The organism is Sphaerochaeta sp., assembly GCA_022482495.1.
Taxonomy (GTDB): domain Bacteria; phylum Spirochaetota; class Spirochaetia; order Sphaerochaetales; family Sphaerochaetaceae; genus RUG023.
In genome coordinates this window covers 252,184-272,904 of record JAKVPA010000003.1, presented here as the reverse complement: position 1 = coordinate 272,904, position 20,721 = coordinate 252,184, and the positions used below count along the sequence as shown (strand labels likewise).

The window sequence follows — 20,721 nt, the reverse complement described above, 5'->3', positions numbered from 1 at the left end:
GAACAAGAAGCAGAAGCAGATATATCAAGAAAAGGATTATCAGATACTTCGGCAAAGACTACTGGGACAGCTGCGTCGCCATCTATGGTGATTACTACGTATGAGTATTGATAAACCACAGTACAACAAAGCAAGAGACTTCCTGAAGATTCTTGCAATCATAACAATGACTGCAGATCATGCATCAACAGTCTTCCTGAAGGAAGTGATATTTACAACATATGTCAGTTCTTCGGGAATTTCACAATCGTGATAATGTGCTTCTTCATTACCCAAGGGCTACGCTATACCAGATCAGTCCTGAAGTATGCCGAGAGACTTCTCCTCTGGGCTTTGATATCAGAAATTTCTTTCTATCTGCTGTTCGGACTTCAATTGAACGTCCTTTTTACTTTGTTAGCAAGCTTAACTATAATCTATTTACTTGATAGAAAAGGACTTCTGACAGCGCTCGCCACTTTAGCTCTGTTCTTCCCGATATCACTGATCTGTGACTGGAGCATTATTGCTCCGGTGTTTACAATCATCTTCTACGTACTCCAGAAGAAGCAGAAAGAACAACTCTCACTAATCTATAATTCCCTGTAAGAAATTCTAACTACCAACCAAAACAGAGACGACCAACTTTGCACACAACCGCCAGAGTTGGTTTTTTCGTCGGTATTTGCCCTTTCCCCCTCCTTTTCCCTTGCACTCCGGAAGGATATAGCATATCATGTAATTAGAATATTAAATATGTAATTACAGGAGGATCGCCATGTACATAGGCTATGACGTGAAGGGCGGGATCAGATATGCGAAGCTGTGCGTCTCCGAACGGGTTGGCGGAAAAGTGAGGACGACACAGAAGAGCCTGGGCCGTGTGCTCGACGAGAAGAAGCACATCTACCAGAGCAGGGAGCGCGGCGTCTTCACCTATGACCTGGCCACGGGGGAATACGGGAGGCCGGACCCGGCCGACATCCCGAGCGTGAGGAGGCGGAACCACAGGGAGAGCCTGATACTCGATTTCGGGGACGCCTACCTCATCGACAAGGTCATCGACGGTTTCGGACTCTACAAGGCGACCGACGCCATGGACTACGGCAACAACGACTCCGTCCGTGCGATGCTCATGTTCTACATCCTCAGCCAGTCCGCCAACTGTTACGCCCAGGACTGGTACGACGGGAGTTATGCGAGGATCCTTTTCCCGAAGGCCAACCTCGAGAGCCAGAGGATAAGCGACATCCTCTCCGCCATCGGCGACGAATGGTCGTACAGGGAATTCTTCAAGGAATATCTTCCGCTGGTCGCGAACGCAGGAAAGGATGGCGAGGACGTGCTCATCGACAGCACGGGGCTGCCCAACAGCATCCATTTCCCCCTCACCGCGGTGAGCAACCACAACGGGGAGATCAGCAACGAGGTGCGGCTCATCTACGTCGTGCAGAAGAAGGACGAACCTCCCCCTCTTCTTCCGCTATGTCCCCGGGAACGTGGTCGACGTCTCCACGCTCACCAAGACGATAAGGGAGCTGAAGTCATACAACATAGACACAAAGTTCGCGACGCTGGACGCCGGATACCTCACCGATACGAACATGAGGGAGCTTTACGACGGCAAGGTGTCGTTCGTCTCCAGGCTCAAGGAGAACAGGAGGATATACAAGACGGTGGCGGAACGAGAGTCCCATGACCTGGAGGAGAAAGGGAACCTCGTCGAATACAACTCCCGCTACGTCTACGTCAAGAGGGTGAAGGTGGAAGTCCTGAACCCCAACGCGGAGGACAGGATCCTGGGGCCGGACGAGCGTCCGTCGGAAGACGCCCATGCCGCATACGTGTACCTCTGCAGGGACATGCTGATGAAGTCGCTGGAATCGGGAAAGCTCTTCGCATCGGCGAAAAGCAGGAAACTCTCCCCCGAGGATGTGCATGACGGCATGGGGAGCCAGGGGATCTTCATGCTCATATCGTCAAGGCCGATAAGGAAGGAGGACATCCTTTCCATCTACTACATGAGGCAGCAGATCGAGCAGGTGTTCGACCTCTGCAAGAACAACACGAAGATGCTCCCGCTGCGCGTGCAGTCGGAAGAGACCTTCAGGGGGCATCTCCTGCTTTCCTTCGCGGCATCGGTCATCGTGAAGCACATCCAGGAGAAGGTGAGGAAAACGGCCATGACACCGCAGGGAATCCTGATCGCACTCAGGAACCAGAAGTGCAAGGTGTTCGACAACAACATCCTCACCATGGAGGCGACGAGAAAGGCGAACGAGGCCTACAAACTGTTCAATATCACGGTTCCTCATGAAATCCCGAAAAAGGCAGATTGTAAGTAGAATTTCTCACAGGGAACTAAAGCTAATTCTGATACCTGCTTCATATTTCATTCTCAGAACTATCCTCTACGGTGAAACTCAAGTGGAATATATTGCAGGGACAATATCCGTATTTCTGGCTTCTGCGGTTATCTATGCACTGAGAATCCAAGCGGAAGAACAAGGAAAAGGTAGGATTCCCGGATTAGTTTTCTATGCTTACTATCCACTGCATCTCACTGTAATATTGCTATTTGCAAGGTTGATTTAAAAAACATGAAAGAAGATTGTAAATAAGGCTTACTATTAGTTGAAAGCGTATTGATAAGTAATGTTTTCTTTCCGATAATTTAAGAAACACCAAAGGAGAAAAAATGAGGATTCTCGATATCTGTATAAATAATTTTCGAGGCATAGATCATTTTTCACATAGTTTTTCAAGCTCAAATAATCTGATTTGCATAATTGGGAAAAACGATAGTGGCAAATCAAGTCTATTGAGAGCTGTGGAATGGTTATTTTATCCAACAAACGCTCTAAATGTTTCTATTTCTGATTTTTACAAATGTGATATTACGAATAGTATAGCCATAGAAGCAACATTCACTGATTTCCCGGAAGCTTTCCTCCTCCCTGATAAGTATGGCAGATATTTAACCAAGCCAGGAAAAAAAGAAGCCCCACGACCAAGAACATTTCCTGAAAATTCTAAAGTGCAAAGTTCTTCAGATGATGTTATTGGAGGTCGATCCTGGAAGGAAATTGAAACATTCAGGGAGCCTGAAGATTCTAATCATTTATATTTGAGAGCACGTTTAACAATATCTAGCTCATTTGATCCTGAATGGACTATTGTTAGTGATGCGCAAGAACCTACTTTCTTTAGACAATCTGACAGAAAGGTATTAAATGTTTCGTCTATAGGACTTGACTGTAGAAAAGATCTTGCATGGGGACAGGGCTCTGTTTTAAGAAAATATTATTCTGGATCCGATCTGAAATCAGATTTAAAGCATTTATCTGTAAAAGCATTACAATCTGCCTCAATTGGAGAAGCGGATGTGTCAAAACCGCTAGATGAGGCATTATCAAATATCCCTCAAATACTTAATAAGTATGGGGTTTCACTTTCCGGAGAGTTATCTAATCATTTAGACTTTAAGAACGCAGATTCTTCTATTTTAGTTTTTGAAGGAGAGAAGTCTTTATCATCAAGAGGGCTTGGTTCGCAACGGCTCACCTCAATAGCATTGAACCTTGAAACAAAAATAAATAAGACCTTAGTTCTTATCGATGAAATTGAAACGTCCTTAGAACCGTTCAGAATTAGAACTCTGATTTCTTTGTTACGAGATAGAGTTAAAGATAATGGTCAAATAATTTTTACTACCCATTCGCCAATTACATTGGATTCCTGTAAGTTCGATGAGGTATTCATTCTACAAACCACAGAAGAAGATGATCGATTGTATTCTGTTGGGTCTCTTTGTGATACAGATGATTTACAAAAAGCATTTCGTCGTTTTAATAAATGTCTGCTAGGAAGGAAAATAATTATTTGCGAAGGCCATACCGAATTTGAATTAATTAAAGCGATAGACTCTTATTTCTTTAACAGAAATAATTCAAGCCTCGCATGTTATGGAGTTGACTACATAGACGGCAATGGTGGAAGTAATTCATCTAAGATTGCATCATTACTTATTCGACTTGGATATACTACATGTGTTGTAATGGATTCTGATAAACCATGCGATGTAAAAAAAGTAAAAGAAGTACAGGATATATTTTCTTCTTTTGTTATTTTTCAAATGGATGATGGAAATTGTATTGAAAATCAAATCGCCAATGATGCACCAGAGTCCTTTATCAGAAATTTGCCATCGTATCTTCAATCCAATGACCTATTTCAACAAGAAATTCTAAATTCTTTGGAAAAGAAAATCGAGATTATGGTGAATGACAGAGCGAAGCTAGGGGATTTCGCAAATCAAAATAAAATATTTAAAAGTTATCGCTGTGCAGAAATTCTATTTCCTCTTTTGTTTGAATCTTTCAATGAAAATGGAACAGGGAATTCTACTTTTGAAAAGCTAATTTCAGGGATAATTAAATGGCTCAAGTAGTACCTGCCACATATATTGAAGCTCCTGCTGGATATGGAAAGACAGAACGGCTTGTCCAAATTGTAGATGAAAGTACTGACGCCAGAAAGGTTCTTCTGCTCACGCACACAAGAGCAGGTGTTGCAGCAATAAAGAATAGACTTGCTAAATATTCTATTGCTAGTAATAAGTACGAGATTGCTACTATAGCGTCATTCTGCATGTACTGGTGTAAAGCTTATCCTAAATCTGCAAGATTTCACTATTGTTTGCCATATCAATATCCAGGTACACACTATTATCCTAATCTCTACAATTCGACTTCTAGGCTACTGAATTATCCCTGGATGCAACATATAATCAAAATTGCATATTCACAGGTTATAGTAGATGAATACCAAGATTGCACGCTATCGCAGCATGATCTTTTGATTGGTACTTTAGGGCAAATCCTTCCAATGACTATATTAGGTGATCCTCTACAAGGGATATTCTATTTTGGTCAAAATAAAAGTGAAACACCTTGTGATTTATACACCATATCTCAAAGTTGCGAGTATACCTCCTTAACAATACCCTGGAGATGGAAGCAAACAAATCCAGCACTCGGACAATGGATTTCGAATCTGCGACAAGAGCTTTACAAAGCAGACCACAACGGATCTGGATGCAATATTATTGCTCCGGAGCCAACTGAATATATTTCTTACATACCGCCACAAGATATTTTCGAGAAGTTACCTGAACTATCCGACAAAGAAAACACTATAGCATTCATTGCTCGAAATGAAGATATCCAACTGTTCTTCAACAGACGTACTGGTGGTAGATATGGATACCATGAAAAAAAAGATGATACTATCCTGACTGAGAAACTCAAAGAACTTGATGCTCAAGTAACAAATTTATCACTATTGTTTGACATCTTCAAAATTGTATTCTCAAATATTGATAAACACTTATCAACTATGCAGGAAAAAATTGCACAACAAAATTTTGATGGGTGGAAAAGAAATAATTATCCTGATTTACTGCAGCTGTTTAAGGATTTAGCAGAAATTTCTTCTAATGAATCTGAACAAAAGAATAGATATTCCAAAATAAAGGAAATACTTATATGGGTTAAGACTCATAAAGAATTTTCATGTGTAAGGTTTGGATTTTATAAACAACTTACCAATATTTTAGAATGCGCAATTATAAATGATTGTTCTTTGGAGGAAGCGTATAATTCCCTTTATACTTTTACTGAAGAGATTTTGCCAAACAAAGTTTCAACAAGAACAGTATTATCCAAAGGATTGGAGTTCGATGCTGTAATTATTGATATTTCAGGGGAGATGGATCGCCTAGCAAGTCATGCTAACAATGAAAGCAATAGAAGATATTATGCAAGGAAATCCAAAGGTAATCTTAATTATTGGGATGTTCGTAATTTTTACGTTGCTGTCTCACGAGCAAAAAAGAAAATATATTTCATAGGGGAACCAAATAAGGAAATAAAGTTAAAGGAATATAAGAAACCCAAAATCTTTTGACTATGTTTTCTTGCAGAGCATTTACATGCCCTGCAAAATATACGTAATTTCAAATGCCTTGCATTTCCTGATTTCCTGTACCTTAGACGCAAATGAAAGCATATCTGTGTCGAATACTTGGAAGATATCGAGTCCTCTTCCGAGAATGATCTTCCAACCATTATTCAAAATGATGTTTCTATCATGAATCGTATCAGTGCCATCATAGGAGTATTCGAAATCAATGCCGATGAGAGCTGCGCTGTCTTTAATTCTCGACAGTCTCATATCCTGATCTTCAAAGTAATCCCTGTCAGCTTTTGTAAGAAGAGAAACAGTCACTTCATCTTCCGGTTTCTTGTGATGATATACGACTTCCAGGAACTCCATCAGATTTCTTGTCTGATAAGGCTTGATGATGTATGGATCCTGAATCTCAATCCGAGTAGCTCCTTCAAGATATTCTCCAAAGAGCTTCTCGTAGGATACTCCGCTCTGATCTTCTTCGTAGCGGAAGTTGCCTGCTTTTGGAGAAGGAAACAAAGGCCCCAGTATCTTGGCATTGGATTTAAGAGAGTCCGGAATGGTTTGTGTATCCTCAGCTTGTTGTTTCTCTGGCTTTCTCTTTTCTTCAGGGCTTGCCTCGCTTGCCTGCTTCTTGTAAAGCTCCGGGAACTCCTTCTCCTCCCGGGCAAGAATCTGAATCTTCTCTTTTGAAGAATTGTCAAGGTAACTGAACTCAGTGTCATAGAATGTCGCATCTATGCGAACAAGCTGATCCTTGACTCTCTTTCTCTGTTCAATTGCAAATTCCAGAATCTCTTTTGCCTCTTCCTTTGTAGCTTCGCCGTTAGGATAGATAAGCTTCATCAGTCCGGAGAATGTCTTGTTAATGCCATCCTTATCTCTTGTCGTGATATCAGAAGAGAGCGTAAAGTAGTCCTGATAAATGTTCGAGTAATCACGGTTACGCATATAGCGGAGCATCTCCGCAAGGTAATCAACTATGAATCCATAACCATCCGAGAACATGTCAAAGCGAATGCTGTCAAACTCCCATCCAGGAACGAAAGCATGGATACGGTCGATGAAAGCTGAATCATGGTATGCACTTGGAAGCTCTTCAAAGAGATCCGAGTTCTTCAGCATATATGGTACTGTATGCTTTGTATTGCCGACAAAGACCATTGAAGCTTCAGCGTGCATCGTTTCGATACCACGAGAGAAAGATTTGTTGGCCATGTAGTTCTTCATGATATCAACTAAGGCTTTATCAACCTTCTTCGCCTGTCCTGCGAATTCATCGAATGCAACGACATCCCAGAATCCGACAAGTCCAAGCTGATTGCGGTTGTTGTTCACAAAGAGCTTTGCAACAGTGACTTCTCCACCGGAAAGCAGCATTCCATATGGAGACATCTCAGAATAGATGTGGCTCTTTCCAGTTCCTTTCGGGCCGAGCTCTATGAGGTTGTAGTTTCTCTCTACAAATGGCACAAGGCGGAGTAGGTGCAGAAGTTTGAGGCGCTTTGAAAACATCTCTGGATTGAATCCAATTGACTGCATAAGAACATCGATCCACTCCTCGGAAGTGAATTGTTTTCTGCCAGCAAGGAACATGTCGAAGTCGAAGTTTGAGAGCTGTATTGGCTTCAGATTCTCAATATGCCAGGGAGAAGAGTCCTTTGATTCCTCATCCAGCTGATAGCTCACGGTAGCAATACACCATACACCATTCACAAGCAATTTCTGATGTTTCTTGATGGTGTCGGAATCAACAAGCACCTTAGAGATTCCAAGGTTGGAGAAAGACGCTTCGTATGTGTCCTTCTTCTCATTGAATGTGACAGAGATCATGTCGATGACTTTCTTCTGTCCACGCTCGCTTATCTCAGCTCTGATCTTGTTTGCCTCATTTCGATGCACATAGTGTGCTGCGAGGATTGATTTGACACTCTCAATCCCGGCTTTGACTGTTTCCTGATCATCTGTAGCACAGTACTGCCCGAGGAGGTATTCAAGCACGTAGGAAGGGACAATCGCATTTCCCTTCACTTCCTTCACCAGGTCTTTTCTCACTACAAGACCAGGAAAGGCATCATGTATCTTCTGATCAAACTCTTTCACCTGTTACCTCCTAGAAATCAAAATCCGAACTAATCGAGCGTGAGAGAATGCATTCCTTTTCAGCAATCATCAGAGTCCTGCCGGATGGAAGGATCTTCTGTATTCTCAGGAACACTGGCCGTCTGTTGTATTTCTCAGATTCCTTGTTCAGGTAGAACACAATCTGGAATTCCCTCTTCTTCGGATCTATCGCCTCACTTGCAATTGTCCTCTTCTCGATATCAGAGATTGCAGTACCGTCCTGAGAATAGAAGCCGAATGTGGCTTCATAGCCCTGAACCTTGTCTGAGACATAATCCTCCTGGAAGAACGTCACAGCGACACTTCCTGTGGTGATTGTCTTCAGATTCGTGAGTATCTCGATTGAGACATCTGTTATGTCGTCCTTGCGGGCCTTATCGACTTTGATGAGAGGGATGATGATCTCCTGAAGAGAGAGTCCTCCATGTACGAAGTTCGTGTTCGCTCCCTGCACTCTCATCCTGAGAATTGAATTGGGGAATGCAACTTCGAGGTCATCCTCGTTAGAGAGTCCTATATCCTTCAGCTTTGCAATCATAAGGGAATCAGAGGGCACAAGGTCGTAGCCTATTGCACAACGTCTTCCACTGACCTGATGGACATCCTTTCCTCTGACAGATCCGTCAGAGATGTACTGATGAGACTCAAGGTCACTCTCCTGGAACAGGAAGCCGTGATCTGCTGTGACATAGATTGTATTCGCATTGGAAGATCCAAGTTTTCTGATGATGTTTTTAAGCTCATCAATTGCCTCATGAGATGCCTTGAAAAGATTGTCCTCTCCCTCACGGTCAATGAGGTCATGGTAGACATAGATTACAGAGTTGTCCTTGATGACAGTCCTGAGATCATCGCTCTTCATCTTGAGGACATCATCTGAATCCAATGCCACGGCCTTACCATCTGATGCATTCTTCAGGATCTTTTCCCTATTCACAATCCCCTGTGTGCTTACACCATCCGCATAGACTGCGCTTCCATCGGGAGAGATCATAAGCGTCTCATGCGGAAGCAGAGATGCCATGCCAAGCTGAGTGTATGTCGGCGCTGATGCAAGCAGAGGCTGGATTGCTGCCTTGTATCTTTGCTGGGAATTTATTTCGCTTACAAGCTCTTCGCCAATTTCATAACGCATTGCATCAGAAATGAGGACAACAGCCTTGTTTCCCCTTAACTGTAGATTCTTGATGTTATAGTGATAGAAGATTCCTTGTCGCTGGATTCCTCCCTCTGTCCGCCAGCCTTTCTCAAGCATTTCCTTTGCAAACGGTGTCCACTTCTCTCCAAGAGGAATGAGGAAATTGGTCACATAAGATGCTTCGACTTTATCTGAAAGTGCCTCCATGTCTGAATTGATGTTCAGGCATCCATGGACTTGGATCTTGAAGTTTCTGTATGCATTGTCTATATGAGACCATTCTTTAACATACTTGCTGATTCCGGCATCAGGGCTGTCCATTGTGAATGAGATGTTCTTCACAGCATCCAGCATCGTCTTTGCCAGCACTATGCTCTGATAAGCTGAGCTGTACTCTGAGTACCAGAATGAACTTCTCCTTCTCTCTGCAATCTGCCTGATTGCTTCTAATCCCATTGTCTGATTCAGTGCACTTGCTGTAAGCCTTGCGATGATCTCTTCTTCGACGAAGGCATAATCATCAAAGGCAGAGAGAGACTCGATGGAGATATCAGCCAGATGCTTAGGCGCAGAAAGTTCCTCAGCTGCTTTATCTGAGAGTGTTTTATATAGTCCGGAATCTTTGAATTTTGCCGAATCCTTCCAGTGTTTCAGTAGACCATATGCATCCGCCTGGAGTGCTGTTGCAGAACCAAGAAAGTGCTGAAGTGATGTCTCGTATACCGAAAGATAGAAATCTTCTATACCCGGATTTTCCTTCGAATAGCCGTAGAGAGTAGCAATATCATTCCATAAGAGTGAATCAAGCCCGTATTCCTTTACCGTCTCATAAAGATCTCCGTCATCAGCATAGTCAGCAACAAGGGAATCGATGATCATCTGGAGATTGAAGGAGTCTTCTCCAGCTGTAATCGCAAGAAGCAGATGTTCAAAGGCATCCTCACTCATATCCGGGCTTACCAATGAATCAAGCTTCTTCACAAGTTTCTTGTTGTCGAAGAACGGAAGATGCTTTCTTAGAGTTCCTATGAAAGCATGCGGCAAATCCAGATCTGAGAGGATAATGGATTCCTTGTCCGTTCTGAACACCGTGTTTGCAAGCTGGATATCGAGAAGCCAGTTGTCCTCATACTCAGGCTCATCCTTCTCATAGTAGACCAAGAACTTCTTCTCTGGCTCTTCTGTCAGGAGTCTGTACTTGATTGCAAAGTCATTGTATTCCGAAGCTCTGATGAGCGTAACATCATCCGGCATCAGATCAAGCTGATCTGAGAACTCTGAAGATGGATCATACCAGAAAACGACCCTATGTGATTCAAATTGCTTTGCGAGATTGCTTAACAAGGTATCATTCATCTTATTCAAGCTCCTTGATTACATGCCATGAACCAGATTTCTTTGAGCCAAGACGTTCCAGATAGCCGTTTTCTCTCAACCACTCAATATCCCTGTAGATTGTTCTTTCTGGAATAGCCAATACTGATACCAATTGTTCAATTGTGCTTTGAGGTTTTCCTTTCAGTTCCGAAAGAATCCGTACCTTCCTGAAATATACAGAATCTTCTTCTGAAGTCTCTGCAGTTTTCTTATTTGCCAAGAATCTGGTTAATCTGCCATCAGCTTCATTTATTCTGCCATTTAAACTGCCATCAGTATCATTTATACTGCCAACAGGACTTTCCTCTGTCAGTTTATCCATCTGGGCAAGTACCTTTCGGTAGTCAACAACAGAGTCGCTATTCAATGCCCTATATTTTTCGATTGCCTTGTATAGTTTGGAAGCCTGGAATGTCACGCAGAAATCAAGGCCAGTGGAAGCTGTCTCAAACAATGGTTCAGGATTTCCAGCGTCCTTGCATGAATCAATCATCTTGGTGATTCCTGTTCCGAATTTTTCAACAAGTCCGGCTTTATTGAATGCATTTGATATGAGCGGATTGATATGCCTAGATTTATGGTGTTCTACAGTCCAGTCCTCATCAACAATAGCCCTGTTGAGTATGCTGAGCGAATGATCATAAACCTTAATCAGAATGGACTGGCCAGATGACCAGTCGTTATGCATTAAAGAGTTGAAAACTGCTTCTCTAAGTGCATCAAACGGGTATGGATATGTCTCAATCCTTGTAGGCATGTCGTAGGATATGAGTGCATAAAGATATTTCACCTTCAGGATATCAAGGATGCTTCTGCTGAGCATCATCAGAGATCCTTTTATCTCATCACTGCTCACTACATCCGCATCATTTCTCATCTTGCCAATAAGTATGGATGCGCCTGGTACCACTTTTGATGGTTTTCTATGGAACAGGAGAACAGCAGCAACGGTAAGCTTTCCATCTTTGATAAGCTCAAGCTCTTCAAGAATCTTCTCTCTGCTTTCAAGGGCTTTGCCGCTTATGCGGCCAGATGCAACAGCCTCTTCCCTGAAGATCTGGAAACTCTCTTCATCGAGGTCATCAATCGAGACATTGTCTACAACAGATGAATCCCATGTCCTGTTCCTGACTTCAATCAAAGCATTCTGCTGCTGAGTTCCTTCCACTTTGAAATTGGCAGTCCCGATACGCTTGTACATGCTTCCCTGATAGAAGACAGGAGAGTCTGATTTGTGAACTATAATCTCGATATAGAGGCCATTGTCATCTCTTTTTGCATCAACAGAGACATTAGAGTAGTTCAGAGCCTGGACTATGCTGTTAGGAATTGTTTCAAGCAATCTTCTGGTCTCATTGACTCCAAGATCCACAGTGTTGCCATCGTCATCTTTGCCGATATATATCTTCCCACCGGAAGCGTTGGCCATTCCACAAATCTCATCAAGAAACTCCTTCTTCCAGATGACTTTGTATTCTATGTTCTGCAATTCGAAATCTTCCATCCTCACCTCACTTGATTGGTTTCAGAGCATTCCCGAGCTTCTGATAATTCACCTTCACTCCATCATCAAGATCGAATGTAAGATGCTTGATTGCAAGAGGAAAAAGGATATTCACCTCATAATCATTGAGATCCTTGTCTATATTCTCATATTCGACCTTCTTCTTGGTCTCACCCGCCTCGTCTGCCAGTTTTATCTGGAACTGAATCTTTTCTCTGAACTTTCTCAGGTAATCCAGCACGATATTTGCTGTATTCTCATTATAACGGTGCATGTATACCAATGCCTGGAAATATCCCTTTGGAGATGAGAACATCCAGTAGATCGGCCTCTTCTGATAAGTCTTCAGATGATCCTTGTAGAAGTCCTTATAGAAGTATTCCCTGATTGATTTCCCAAGAGCATTCTCAATGAACTTGAGATTTTCATTGAGACTGTCATGTCCGAATACTTTCTCAACAAACTTGATGAAATAAGTCTCAGCATCGTTCTTGAACCAGGAGTCTCCAAGAACAGGAATGACGTTATCTGCATCTGGAACAAATTCAGAGTATGAGGAGATATCAAAATCACCACCTGCAAATGCAAGCCCTAGGCGTGAAGCATCATAGCGTCCAAACATGCAGCCGACCACATAGGAGATGAATGACTTGATGACATCTTCCTTGGTAAGTGCATACTGTCCTTTCTTCATTGACTCTGGAATCTCTGCCTTTGAATCAAAGATCCTATGCACTGACACCATCGAATCATCTTCTTCCGGAGTAAGCTCATCCTGAAGACCATAGATATCGATGAAGATTCTGTTCAGCTCTTCCTCATTCTTCTTTAGGTGAAAGAATGCCTTGTTAGCCCAGTCCTTATAACGGAGATATGCAAACTCAATGGGGCTCCATGCAGTCCTTGAACCATCAATTCCATTCTTGAAAATCTTGGTATACTCATCATCTCCAAGATATTCCTGAAGCTCCAGATCATCATCAAATGCGAAGCCATCAGTCTCAATGATGTTCTTATCAAGCAAAGGATGAATGGAGAAATCCCAAGAGGTTTCGAAGGAGTCCCAGTCAGCTTTAGAGATTGAAATACTCTTATCTACTTGTTTTGAAACATTTTCAATCGATGATTCTTTTATGATAATTGGAGCATTCCTTAGTTGCCCAACCTCAAAGTTTAATGTCGGAGATAATGCAGAAACAAGTAAATCTTTAACCTTTAGATTAAAGAAAGCAAGTAGATATTTGATATATACATGAGTAGTAAATGCGGAACAGCCTGCAACATCATAGACAAAACCATGTGGAAAAAATCTCATTGCCAAATCTCCACTGGAAATCTTGGACCAAGAAATATTTTCTTTGAAATATGTATCTTTATTGTCATGCCTATGACCTGAGAAAGAATCCATCAGAGCATCGTATTTTTTATCATATCCTAGGATATACTCTTGATTACCATACCATTTCCTATATTCTCCTCCTTTATTATATGGAACAAATTTTTTTCCAGAAAAATAGAAACTTTCATGTGAGGTAGAATTGAATGCGATGTCAGAGAATATGACCTCAGGCCAGAACCTGACAACTGCTTCATTTTTACCAGTACTCATTCCATGTTTGAATTCGGCAATTGTTCCAGCTGATACAGATGAAGAATAGATTTCTCTTACACGCGGAGATGCCCAGTAAGCAATCGGACTTCCTGGAATCTTCTCAAACTGATCTGCTGATACTTCAAAGTAATATCCACAATCATGATTTGAGATTGCAACGGATAGTGAATTGGATTTTTCCGCTTCAGATTGGCCATCAACAAGACGGACATACTGCCCCTTAACCCCTGTGGTCCCATTCTCCCCAGAGAGGACATACGCAGTTGTGGAAACTACCTCGCCACCGATTGTATCAAAGCCCCTTGCTCCAATATGAATCATAGAAAGGATTGATCTGTTGTTAATGACTTCATCTCTCAGTTTTTCAAAACTTGAAAGGAACATCCAGCTATGCAAGGTAATCATTGCAACATAGCCATTCTTAGGGATGAATTTGAAGTTGCGTTCAATGAACATCGTACCGGTATCTGTTTTGCTGTTTGGGTACTGGCCTTTAGCGAAGTTCTGAAGTATCGGATCTGATGAAGAAGGGGCAAGGTACGGTGGGTTTGTGATTACAATGCTGTATTTCCCTGCCAGATACTCAGCCTGATCCAATACTGCCTTTACCCTTTTTGCGAGGGTGTATTCATCTGAAAGCATGTCTCCGGATTCCAGATCTTTCCTGAGTGTTGCTTTCAGTGCAGCTATGTTCGATATCGATGGAGTGATGAGAGATCCGAGGATGTCTGCATCTTTGAAATCGTTCATCAGATCCATGATTGTCAGAGATGGATTTTCAAAGAGGTTTATGACGTTTGGAAGCTCTTCTTTGTCAAATTCGACTTTCTGGAGAATGCAAATGTTGGGTTCAATTCCTTTTCTCAGTATTCTTCTGCTTCTCTCACGGGCTTTCATCATGAGGGCAAAGTAAGCAAGCTGCCCAGCACGTTTATCAATTTCAATGCCATAGAGGTTGTCTTCGATGATGTGCTTTACAGCATCATTGTCCGTGTATCCACACTCGGCGTAGATGTCAAAAAGAAGATCGAATGCATATGTGAGCATATGTCCGGATCCGCAGCATGGATCGAGTACTTTGATCTCTTCTGGACTTGAGAGTCTGATGAAGTCCGTTTCCTTGTCGGTTGGTTCTATAAAATACTTCATCCTACTCTTGAGATTTGATTCAGGATGATTGAGCATCCATAGTCGTCCAAGAGAATTCTCAACAAGATATCGGACAATCCACTCTGGAGTGAAGAGCTGGGTTGCAGCCGGAATTTCATCCTTGCCAGCCTTCTTTCCTTTCTTGAATGAAGCGAAGGCCTCATCCTTCTTTTCTGAAATGTAGTACTGATAGAGCCAGCCGATGATCTCGACGGATGCGGTGTCTTCCTCGCTGATGGCATTCACCGTCTTTGTGATTATGGACTCTGATGAGAGAAGATCATCTGGAAGAAGGAGGTCTGTATAGTCCTCAATCTTCTCAAAGAGAAGAGGAAGGCTGTTGTTGAGATGATTGCATGAAGCGACAAGAAGGATACGGTAGATTTCGGCCTGTGGATTCTTTGATGTAATTGAGCCGTCAACAAGACCACGGATTCTTTCCCTATCTTTTATGCTTGTGACAACATCTTCATCAATGATTCCAGAAAGTGCCTCAGAAAGAATTTCAGGTAGTGTCTTTCCTTCTGACGGGGAGACTATCAGCGTGGCATTGTAACCGGATGCATCCATGAATCGGAGAGCAGAGATTCTGTTGAACCATGTGTATGCGACTTCCTCAACAAGAGCTTCTTCATCACCTTTGAGTTCCTCAAGATGCTTGTTAAGTGCATTCACTGCATTCCTGTTCTCGATGAGGTCGATTGAGGCATCACCTTTCTGAATCAGATTGAGTCTGGCTCTTACTTCTTTCTGTAGCTGTATTCTTGCTTCCTGTGCAAATCGTTCAAGTGCGCTTCCTTTCATATTATTCCACCGTATATCCTTCGTTGATTCTGTCCATCATTTCCTTCTTGAGCTTCTCAATGAATGCAGTTACATCATCTGCCGTCTTGATAGGAGCAGTGACGTGAGACGCCTGGATTGCTGAAAGCCTGATAATCTTCTTCTCCTGGGCTTTCTCCTTACCTTCTTCAAGGAGTGCACTGATCTGACGCTTCGTATCCTTGATGGTGAATGTGTTTGTATTGTTGAGCTCATCAATCGAAGAGATTGCTGCTATCTTTGTCTTTGCCGTTGATACCAGGCTGTTGATATGTTCCTTCTGGTCTTCTCCGAGCAGACGATAGGCTGTCTCCTTCTGGACAGACTCTGCGTATTTCTCGAAATCATCAAGGGCATCATTCTTTGCCTTTGTCACAAGCTGGGAGATGCTGAGCTTGAGTGCACTGACATGTTTATCAAGTTCACTGAGTGATGAATTGCTGTATAGGTTTTTGTCGTTCAGTATGGCGATAATCTTATTCCAGGATTCAGTATCAAGCTGATCCTTTATGCTCTCATTGCGTTTGATGAGGCGTTCAGCATCCTCATACTTTTCGATGTTCTCTTTTCTGCTGGTAAATATGAGGAATTTATCAAAATAATCCTCTTTTGCCTCGAGAATCTCATCGCTTATGTCTTCAAATTCATCAGAGAAGAACCAGAGATAATCCTGTCCTACAACATTCTGAAGGAGCTTCAGCTTGTCCTTTATGCTCTCAGTGAACGGGTATCTGAGCGAGTAGGCTTTGTCTCTCACATCATCATAGGTCTTCTTTATTGCATCTGCGGCCATTCTGGCAGTGTTCTTTGCATCGTCATACGAACACTTCAGGTTTGTGAAGTCAAAAATGAAGTTCTTGAGCTCCTTGATTCTCTTTGGATCAATATCCTGGCAGAGCTCGATTACAGTCTGACCATACTGTGAAGATGAGAACAGGAATCCTTTCAGAGTTGCAGGATTATCAACGACCTTTCCATCCTTCTTAATGTTGATGAGGCTCTTCCTCATAAGAAGGATGAGGTTGTAGATCAGTGCCGTCTCAGGCCAGCCGTATGGCTTCTTCCTGAACTTATCAAGAAGAGACGAGATTGTTGTGGTGATCCTCTCCTTATCGATCCTCAGCTGATTGAGGATCTGCGTCTCGGCTTCTGATGCTGACTCCTTAAAGAGCTCGGAATCGACATTCTTGTCAATGAGGCCTCTTGCATTCATCTCTCCTGATGACTCTTTTGTGATCATCTTCAAGTTCGGATAGACTTTCTCAATGAGAATCTGGAAAGCCCTTTCAACACGAGCATCGATTCTAGATGAAGATGTTACATCAAGAGCTGTGCCTGAGACATAGAACTCAGCCTCGCTCATCATATCCCTGACTGCATTCTCAATCTCCTCACGTCTTGTCGTGTTTCTCTCACCTTTTGCCTTGAGAACTTTTTCCCTGTCTTCAGAAACAGTCATTCCAGCATTGTTCTTCACATACTGTTTTGTCTTCAGGTAGAGAAGAAGGTCATCTGCAAGCCTCTTGTCTGGCTTTAAAAGCATCACTAGCTCTGTATCAGGAGATGTGAGGGTATCGCTGTACTCAGGATGCGAATCGCTTCCGCTGAATGGAGTGAGGATGTTGATGCTCAGTTCTGCATTCCTTGAGACAACAGTCTCTCCGTCTATCTTTCTTGTGAACTGATAGCTTGTGAGATTTCTTTCATCTTGAGCCTTTGTAACTCCGGAAAGGATATTGTCATAGATGATTGCCTTGACCTCATCTGTGAGATCTTTCGGAGGAACATAGGTCTGCTTTATCTCCTCCTCGACATCCTTTTCCTCGTTTGTCAGGAAGTCATATTGGTCGCCATTTCGCTGGATGTAGGTTTCCTTCGTGAGCCTCAACAGAGCCTCTTCTGTCTTCTCGACAAGCTCTGCAGGGTTGTCATTGAAGCTTGTAAGCAGGAGCACGCTGAGATTATGCGCTGTCGGCTTGAATTCCCTCTGAAGGTATTTCACAAGAAGGAGTGCCTTCAGGACTCTGATTGCAAACGGGTTATCAACAATGTTGTTCTCGGCAAGATCTATCGATCTCTTGAAGTTCTCTTTCAGGAGATCCTTGAGACCGTCATACATAACGTCATAAGGAATGAGCGATGTCCCTACATTTGAATCTTCTTTCTCCGCAAAGTCCCTGAGAACCTTGTGGAAAACGTCAAGCATGGATCTCGCTCCAGTTGACGTGTACTCACCTGGGAATGCATTGTGCAATGACAATGTTTCAAGTGTAGTCTTGAACATGTCGAACTGGTATGTGACGAATGGATATGTCGTGACGAACTCATCCTTGTCCCTGTATACCCTGTATTTTTTCGGCCCGTTCACGAACTGGAAGAGTGTGTTGAAGTTCTCTTTCTGGATCTCATATGCAGATCCGACAATCTTCTTGCCTTCTTCATTCTTCTCAAGAAGCCTCTTCTGGATGACTTCATTGACGTTGGCATTGGACAGTGACATCTTCACATAGAATCTGCCCATGATCTTGCTGATATCTGTCTTGTCCTGCTTGTCGAGGTTCTTCACGAACTTCTCAAGCTCATCCTGGCTTGTGACCATGACCCAGGACCTGTTGGCAGTAACAGAACTGAGGCTGGTTGCAATCTCCTGGAGATCAACCATGAGGCGGCTTGATCTTGCAACAAACTGACCGACTTCATCGACAAAGAAATTGAGACGGAAATCGGATCCTTTAGAATCCATGTATTCCTTCACCTGCACTGCGAAGTCGTGAATGCTGATTTCAGCTTCATAGCTGTCAAGAAGATCCTGATCTTCAGCATTTCCTGTGACCTCAGCAAAGGCTTTGGCGATATGTCTGTTGTTGATGTTGGGCTTCTTTCTCGCCTCTTCCCAGACCTTGCCTGAAACCTGGTTGAAGACTTCCTTGAACTTCTCAAAGAGGCCTTCCTTGTCGAGTTCCATCTCGAATGCAGCGATTTTCGGATTTATTCCAAAGTAACCGCAATGCTCATAGAACTTCCTCTGGAAGATGTGGAGAATCGGCTCTGACTTGTCATTCTGGTTGTACTGGACGATGTTGAAAAGGATGCTCTCGGATGGAATTCCAGCAGCTTTTCTCATCTGCCCAAGAAGCATCGGATTATCATTGAGCTTGTTGTCGAAATACGAGACAGCCTTCTTCCCATCGATATCGCTGTTTGCGATGAGGTATGAGAGAATCTTCAACAGGTGTGATTTACCGCAACCGAAGAAGCCTGAGATCCAGACACCGTTGTAGATAGGATTGTGCTCGTTGTATTTCTCAAAGAAACCATCGAGACAGTTTGCGACTTCATTCGTGATTACGTATTCGCTGAACTCCTCTCCAAGAGTGGACTGGCTATCAGTATTGATGACTCCATTTATGTCCCTGGCAATCTGATTGGTGAAGATGGATTCGAATTTCAGTGGCATCAGCGAACCTCCGTGAATATGTTGAATGCTCTGTAGTAGTTCTTATGTTCAAGCTTCCCGAAAAGCTGCAAGGCAGAACTGCCTGTGACCTTGTCGTAATTTCCTGGATAGAAGACGACTATCGGGACAAGTCGTTTGAGTAATGTCGGCAGCTTTTCAAGAAGCGTATGGATTCTGATGAAAGGATAAGCCTCTCCGATACCGTTCATGAGAACGATACCTGGAACGCTTTCATTGATAATCGATGCAACCTTCGGAGCGAACTCCGTGTCATTGTCGAGCACACCTTCGAAATCCTCCATGATCTTCTTATGTGTCAGGGATGGCTCTTCCAGATAATCTTCAAAGTCGCCTGAATCCTTAAGCATTTCAATCATGATCTCATACACGTTAACCTTGAGAACTTTTCGTCCTTTACTGGTTAAAGCCTTTGCTAGATTTTCCAGCATGTCGTTGTATGAGCTGACATCTTCTGGTGGAAATGCACAGATGTAGTTCGGGATCTCAGCACCGACATATTTCTTCCGAATGAATTTGTCATCATCAAGAAGATCAAGAAGAAAGGCATATCTTTCGTTATAGGTCATTTCCTTGCTGCTCATCTGGAACCTCCGGCAATACATGGAAAGAATCTAATATCAGATCCGATTGCTACGACTGCTTCATTTGCAAGCATGGCTTCCTTCAGCTCGTTTGACGATGAAAGATATCCAAGACTCTTGAGATTTCCGAACAACACGGATTTTGCCTTCAGCCTTGAGGCCTTTCCTATATTTTCTATTTCCTGGTGCTCACAGCTTTCCCGTGAGAGAAATTCATTCCATTCTCCAGGGGACAGATGAAAATCATGTTGAATGTATTTCTGATTGATTACAGTGTCTGCAAACTTCCCTATCAACGGATACGTCCTGCAGAAAGCAAGCCACATCATTGCACGCTGTGTATCTGCATTCAGAGAAGCAAGCAATTGAAGCTCTCTGTCATCAAGAGAGCGGAGAAGCTTCATCGTATATGCAAGATATCTTGCTGCGGAGGCATTTTTCTCAATCTTCATGAGATTGTTTTCCATAGCCTCCTTCCGGCATGGTTCCCAGTCTTTGGTTTCAAGATATCGTTTTGCCAGCCATGAGGCTGGATTGATTGCCAGCCCGGATATGGTTGGCAATGAGAGCCTATCATTCATTCATCAGTCCTCTGTTTTTTGAATGCCTTCAATCTTCTGTCTTCAGGCTTTTCAGTATTTGTCGGGATGAGCCAGAGATTGCCTTTTTTGACAGCATCCGGAATCAGATTCCGGTCGCAATAATGGATGACCATCCTGACGGTAACCCCCCAACGCTCCGCCATTTCCTTGGCTGTTGAATAATCGTCAATCGAAAGCATATTGATAGTGTATTTCTTGTTTAGGAAATTTTCAATTCAGAAGTCTCTCAATTTGGAAAATAGGCTTTAAAAAATATGGAATGGTTTGAATCTGATAGTAATGTTTACATTGGGCAAGATAAATAAGGGGCGTTTATGTTCAAATCATAACTCTCGAAATATCAATGGGTTATAGCGTTTACGTTTGGAAAGACTTAAAGCCAAGT

General features: G+C 42.8%; 11 protein-coding genes. 3 read left to right on the top strand and 8 right to left on the bottom strand.

Annotated elements, in window-relative coordinates; translation table 11 throughout:
* Positions 1-1,478 precede the first annotated feature (1,478 nt).
* The 3 genes from LKE28_05380 (at position 1,479) to LKE28_05370 (ending at position 5,946) form a co-directional block, all read left to right on the top strand.
* Positions 1,479-2,324 (top strand): transposase, encoded by an 846-nt coding sequence (locus LKE28_05380; protein MCH3907676.1) that lies wholly within the window; start codon positions 1,479-1,481, stop codon positions 2,322-2,324.
* Between the two features lie 353 nt (positions 2,325-2,677).
* Entirely contained in the window at positions 2,678-4,429 is a 1,752-nt protein-coding gene (locus LKE28_05375; GenBank protein MCH3907675.1) for an ATP-binding protein, read from the top strand.
* Positions 4,417-5,946, top strand: coding sequence for an AAA family ATPase (locus LKE28_05370; protein ID MCH3907674.1), 1,530 nt, complete (start codon positions 4,417-4,419; stop codon positions 5,944-5,946). The genes LKE28_05375 and LKE28_05370 overlap by 13 nt, the downstream gene beginning before the upstream one ends.
* A 21-nt stretch (positions 5,947-5,967) precedes the next feature.
* On the opposite strand, the gene brxL is transcribed toward LKE28_05370, so the two are convergent.
* From brxL to LKE28_05330, 8 genes are read right to left on the bottom strand one after another with little or no spacing between them, the layout of a single operon-like run.
* Positions 5,968-8,052, bottom strand: a complete 2,085-nt coding sequence (brxL, locus tag LKE28_05365) for a BREX system Lon protease-like protein BrxL (protein ID MCH3907673.1) — start codon at positions 8,050-8,052, stop codon at positions 5,968-5,970.
* 10 nt (positions 8,053-8,062) lie between these two features.
* Positions 8,063-10,567, bottom strand: coding sequence for a BREX-1 system phosphatase PglZ type A (gene pglZ, locus LKE28_05360; protein ID MCH3907672.1), 2,505 nt, complete (start codon positions 10,565-10,567; stop codon positions 8,063-8,065).
* Between the two features lies 1 nt (position 10,568).
* Entirely contained in the window at positions 10,569-12,092 is a 1,524-nt protein-coding gene (locus LKE28_05355) for a putative DNA binding domain-containing protein (protein ID MCH3907671.1), read from the bottom strand.
* A 7-nt stretch (positions 12,093-12,099) separates the two neighbouring features.
* On the bottom strand, positions 12,100-15,657 hold the full coding sequence (gene pglX / locus LKE28_05350; protein MCH3907670.1) for a BREX-1 system adenine-specific DNA-methyltransferase PglX: 3,558 nt from the start codon (positions 15,655-15,657) through the stop codon (positions 12,100-12,102).
* Between the two features lies 1 nt (position 15,658).
* Positions 15,659-19,132 carry a BREX system P-loop protein BrxC gene (gene brxC / locus LKE28_05345; GenBank protein MCH3907669.1) on the bottom strand — a complete coding sequence of 1,158 codons (3,474 nt, stop codon included), beginning with the start codon at positions 19,130-19,132 and terminating at the stop codon, positions 15,659-15,661.
* Entirely contained in the window at positions 19,132-19,734 is a 603-nt protein-coding gene (locus tag LKE28_05340; GenBank protein MCH3907668.1) for a DUF1788 domain-containing protein, read from the bottom strand. Before LKE28_05340 ends, brxC begins: the two co-directional genes overlap by 1 nt.
* Complete coding sequence (locus LKE28_05335) at positions 19,731-20,315, bottom strand: DUF1819 family protein (protein ID MCH3907667.1); 585 nt, start codon at positions 20,313-20,315, stop codon at positions 19,731-19,733. The genes LKE28_05340 and LKE28_05335 overlap by 4 nt, the downstream gene beginning before the upstream one ends.
* Positions 20,312-20,515, bottom strand: a complete 204-nt coding sequence (locus LKE28_05330) for a hypothetical protein (protein ID MCH3907666.1) — start codon at positions 20,513-20,515, stop codon at positions 20,312-20,314. Before LKE28_05330 ends, LKE28_05335 begins: the two co-directional genes overlap by 4 nt.
* Positions 20,516-20,721 lie beyond the last annotated feature (206 nt).

Bases quoted from the DNA above. Each gene is read 5' to 3' on its own strand.
- LKE28_05375 (MCH3907675.1), top strand. From the start codon at position 2,678: ATGAGGATTCTCGATATCTGTATAAATAATTTTCGAGGCATAGATCAT.
- LKE28_05355 (MCH3907671.1), bottom strand. From the start codon at position 12,092: ATGGAAGATTTCGAATTGCAGAACATAGAATACAAAGTCATCTGGAAG.
- LKE28_05330 (MCH3907666.1), bottom strand. From the start codon at position 20,515: ATGCTTTCGATTGACGATTATTCAACAGCCAAGGAAATGGCGGAGCGT.
- LKE28_05370 (MCH3907674.1), top strand. From the start codon at position 4,417: ATGGCTCAAGTAGTACCTGCCACATATATTGAAGCTCCTGCTGGATAT.
- pglX (MCH3907670.1), bottom strand. From the start codon at position 15,657: ATGAAAGGAAGCGCACTTGAACGATTTGCACAGGAAGCAAGAATACAG.
- brxC (MCH3907669.1), bottom strand. From the start codon at position 19,132: ATGCCACTGAAATTCGAATCCATCTTCACCAATCAGATTGCCAGGGAC.
- LKE28_05335 (MCH3907667.1), bottom strand. From the start codon at position 20,315: ATGAATGATAGGCTCTCATTGCCAACCATATCCGGGCTGGCAATCAAT.
- pglZ (MCH3907672.1), bottom strand. From the start codon at position 10,567: ATGAATGATACCTTGTTAAGCAATCTCGCAAAGCAATTTGAATCACAT.
- LKE28_05340 (MCH3907668.1), bottom strand. From the start codon at position 19,734: ATGAGCAGCAAGGAAATGACCTATAACGAAAGATATGCCTTTCTTCTT.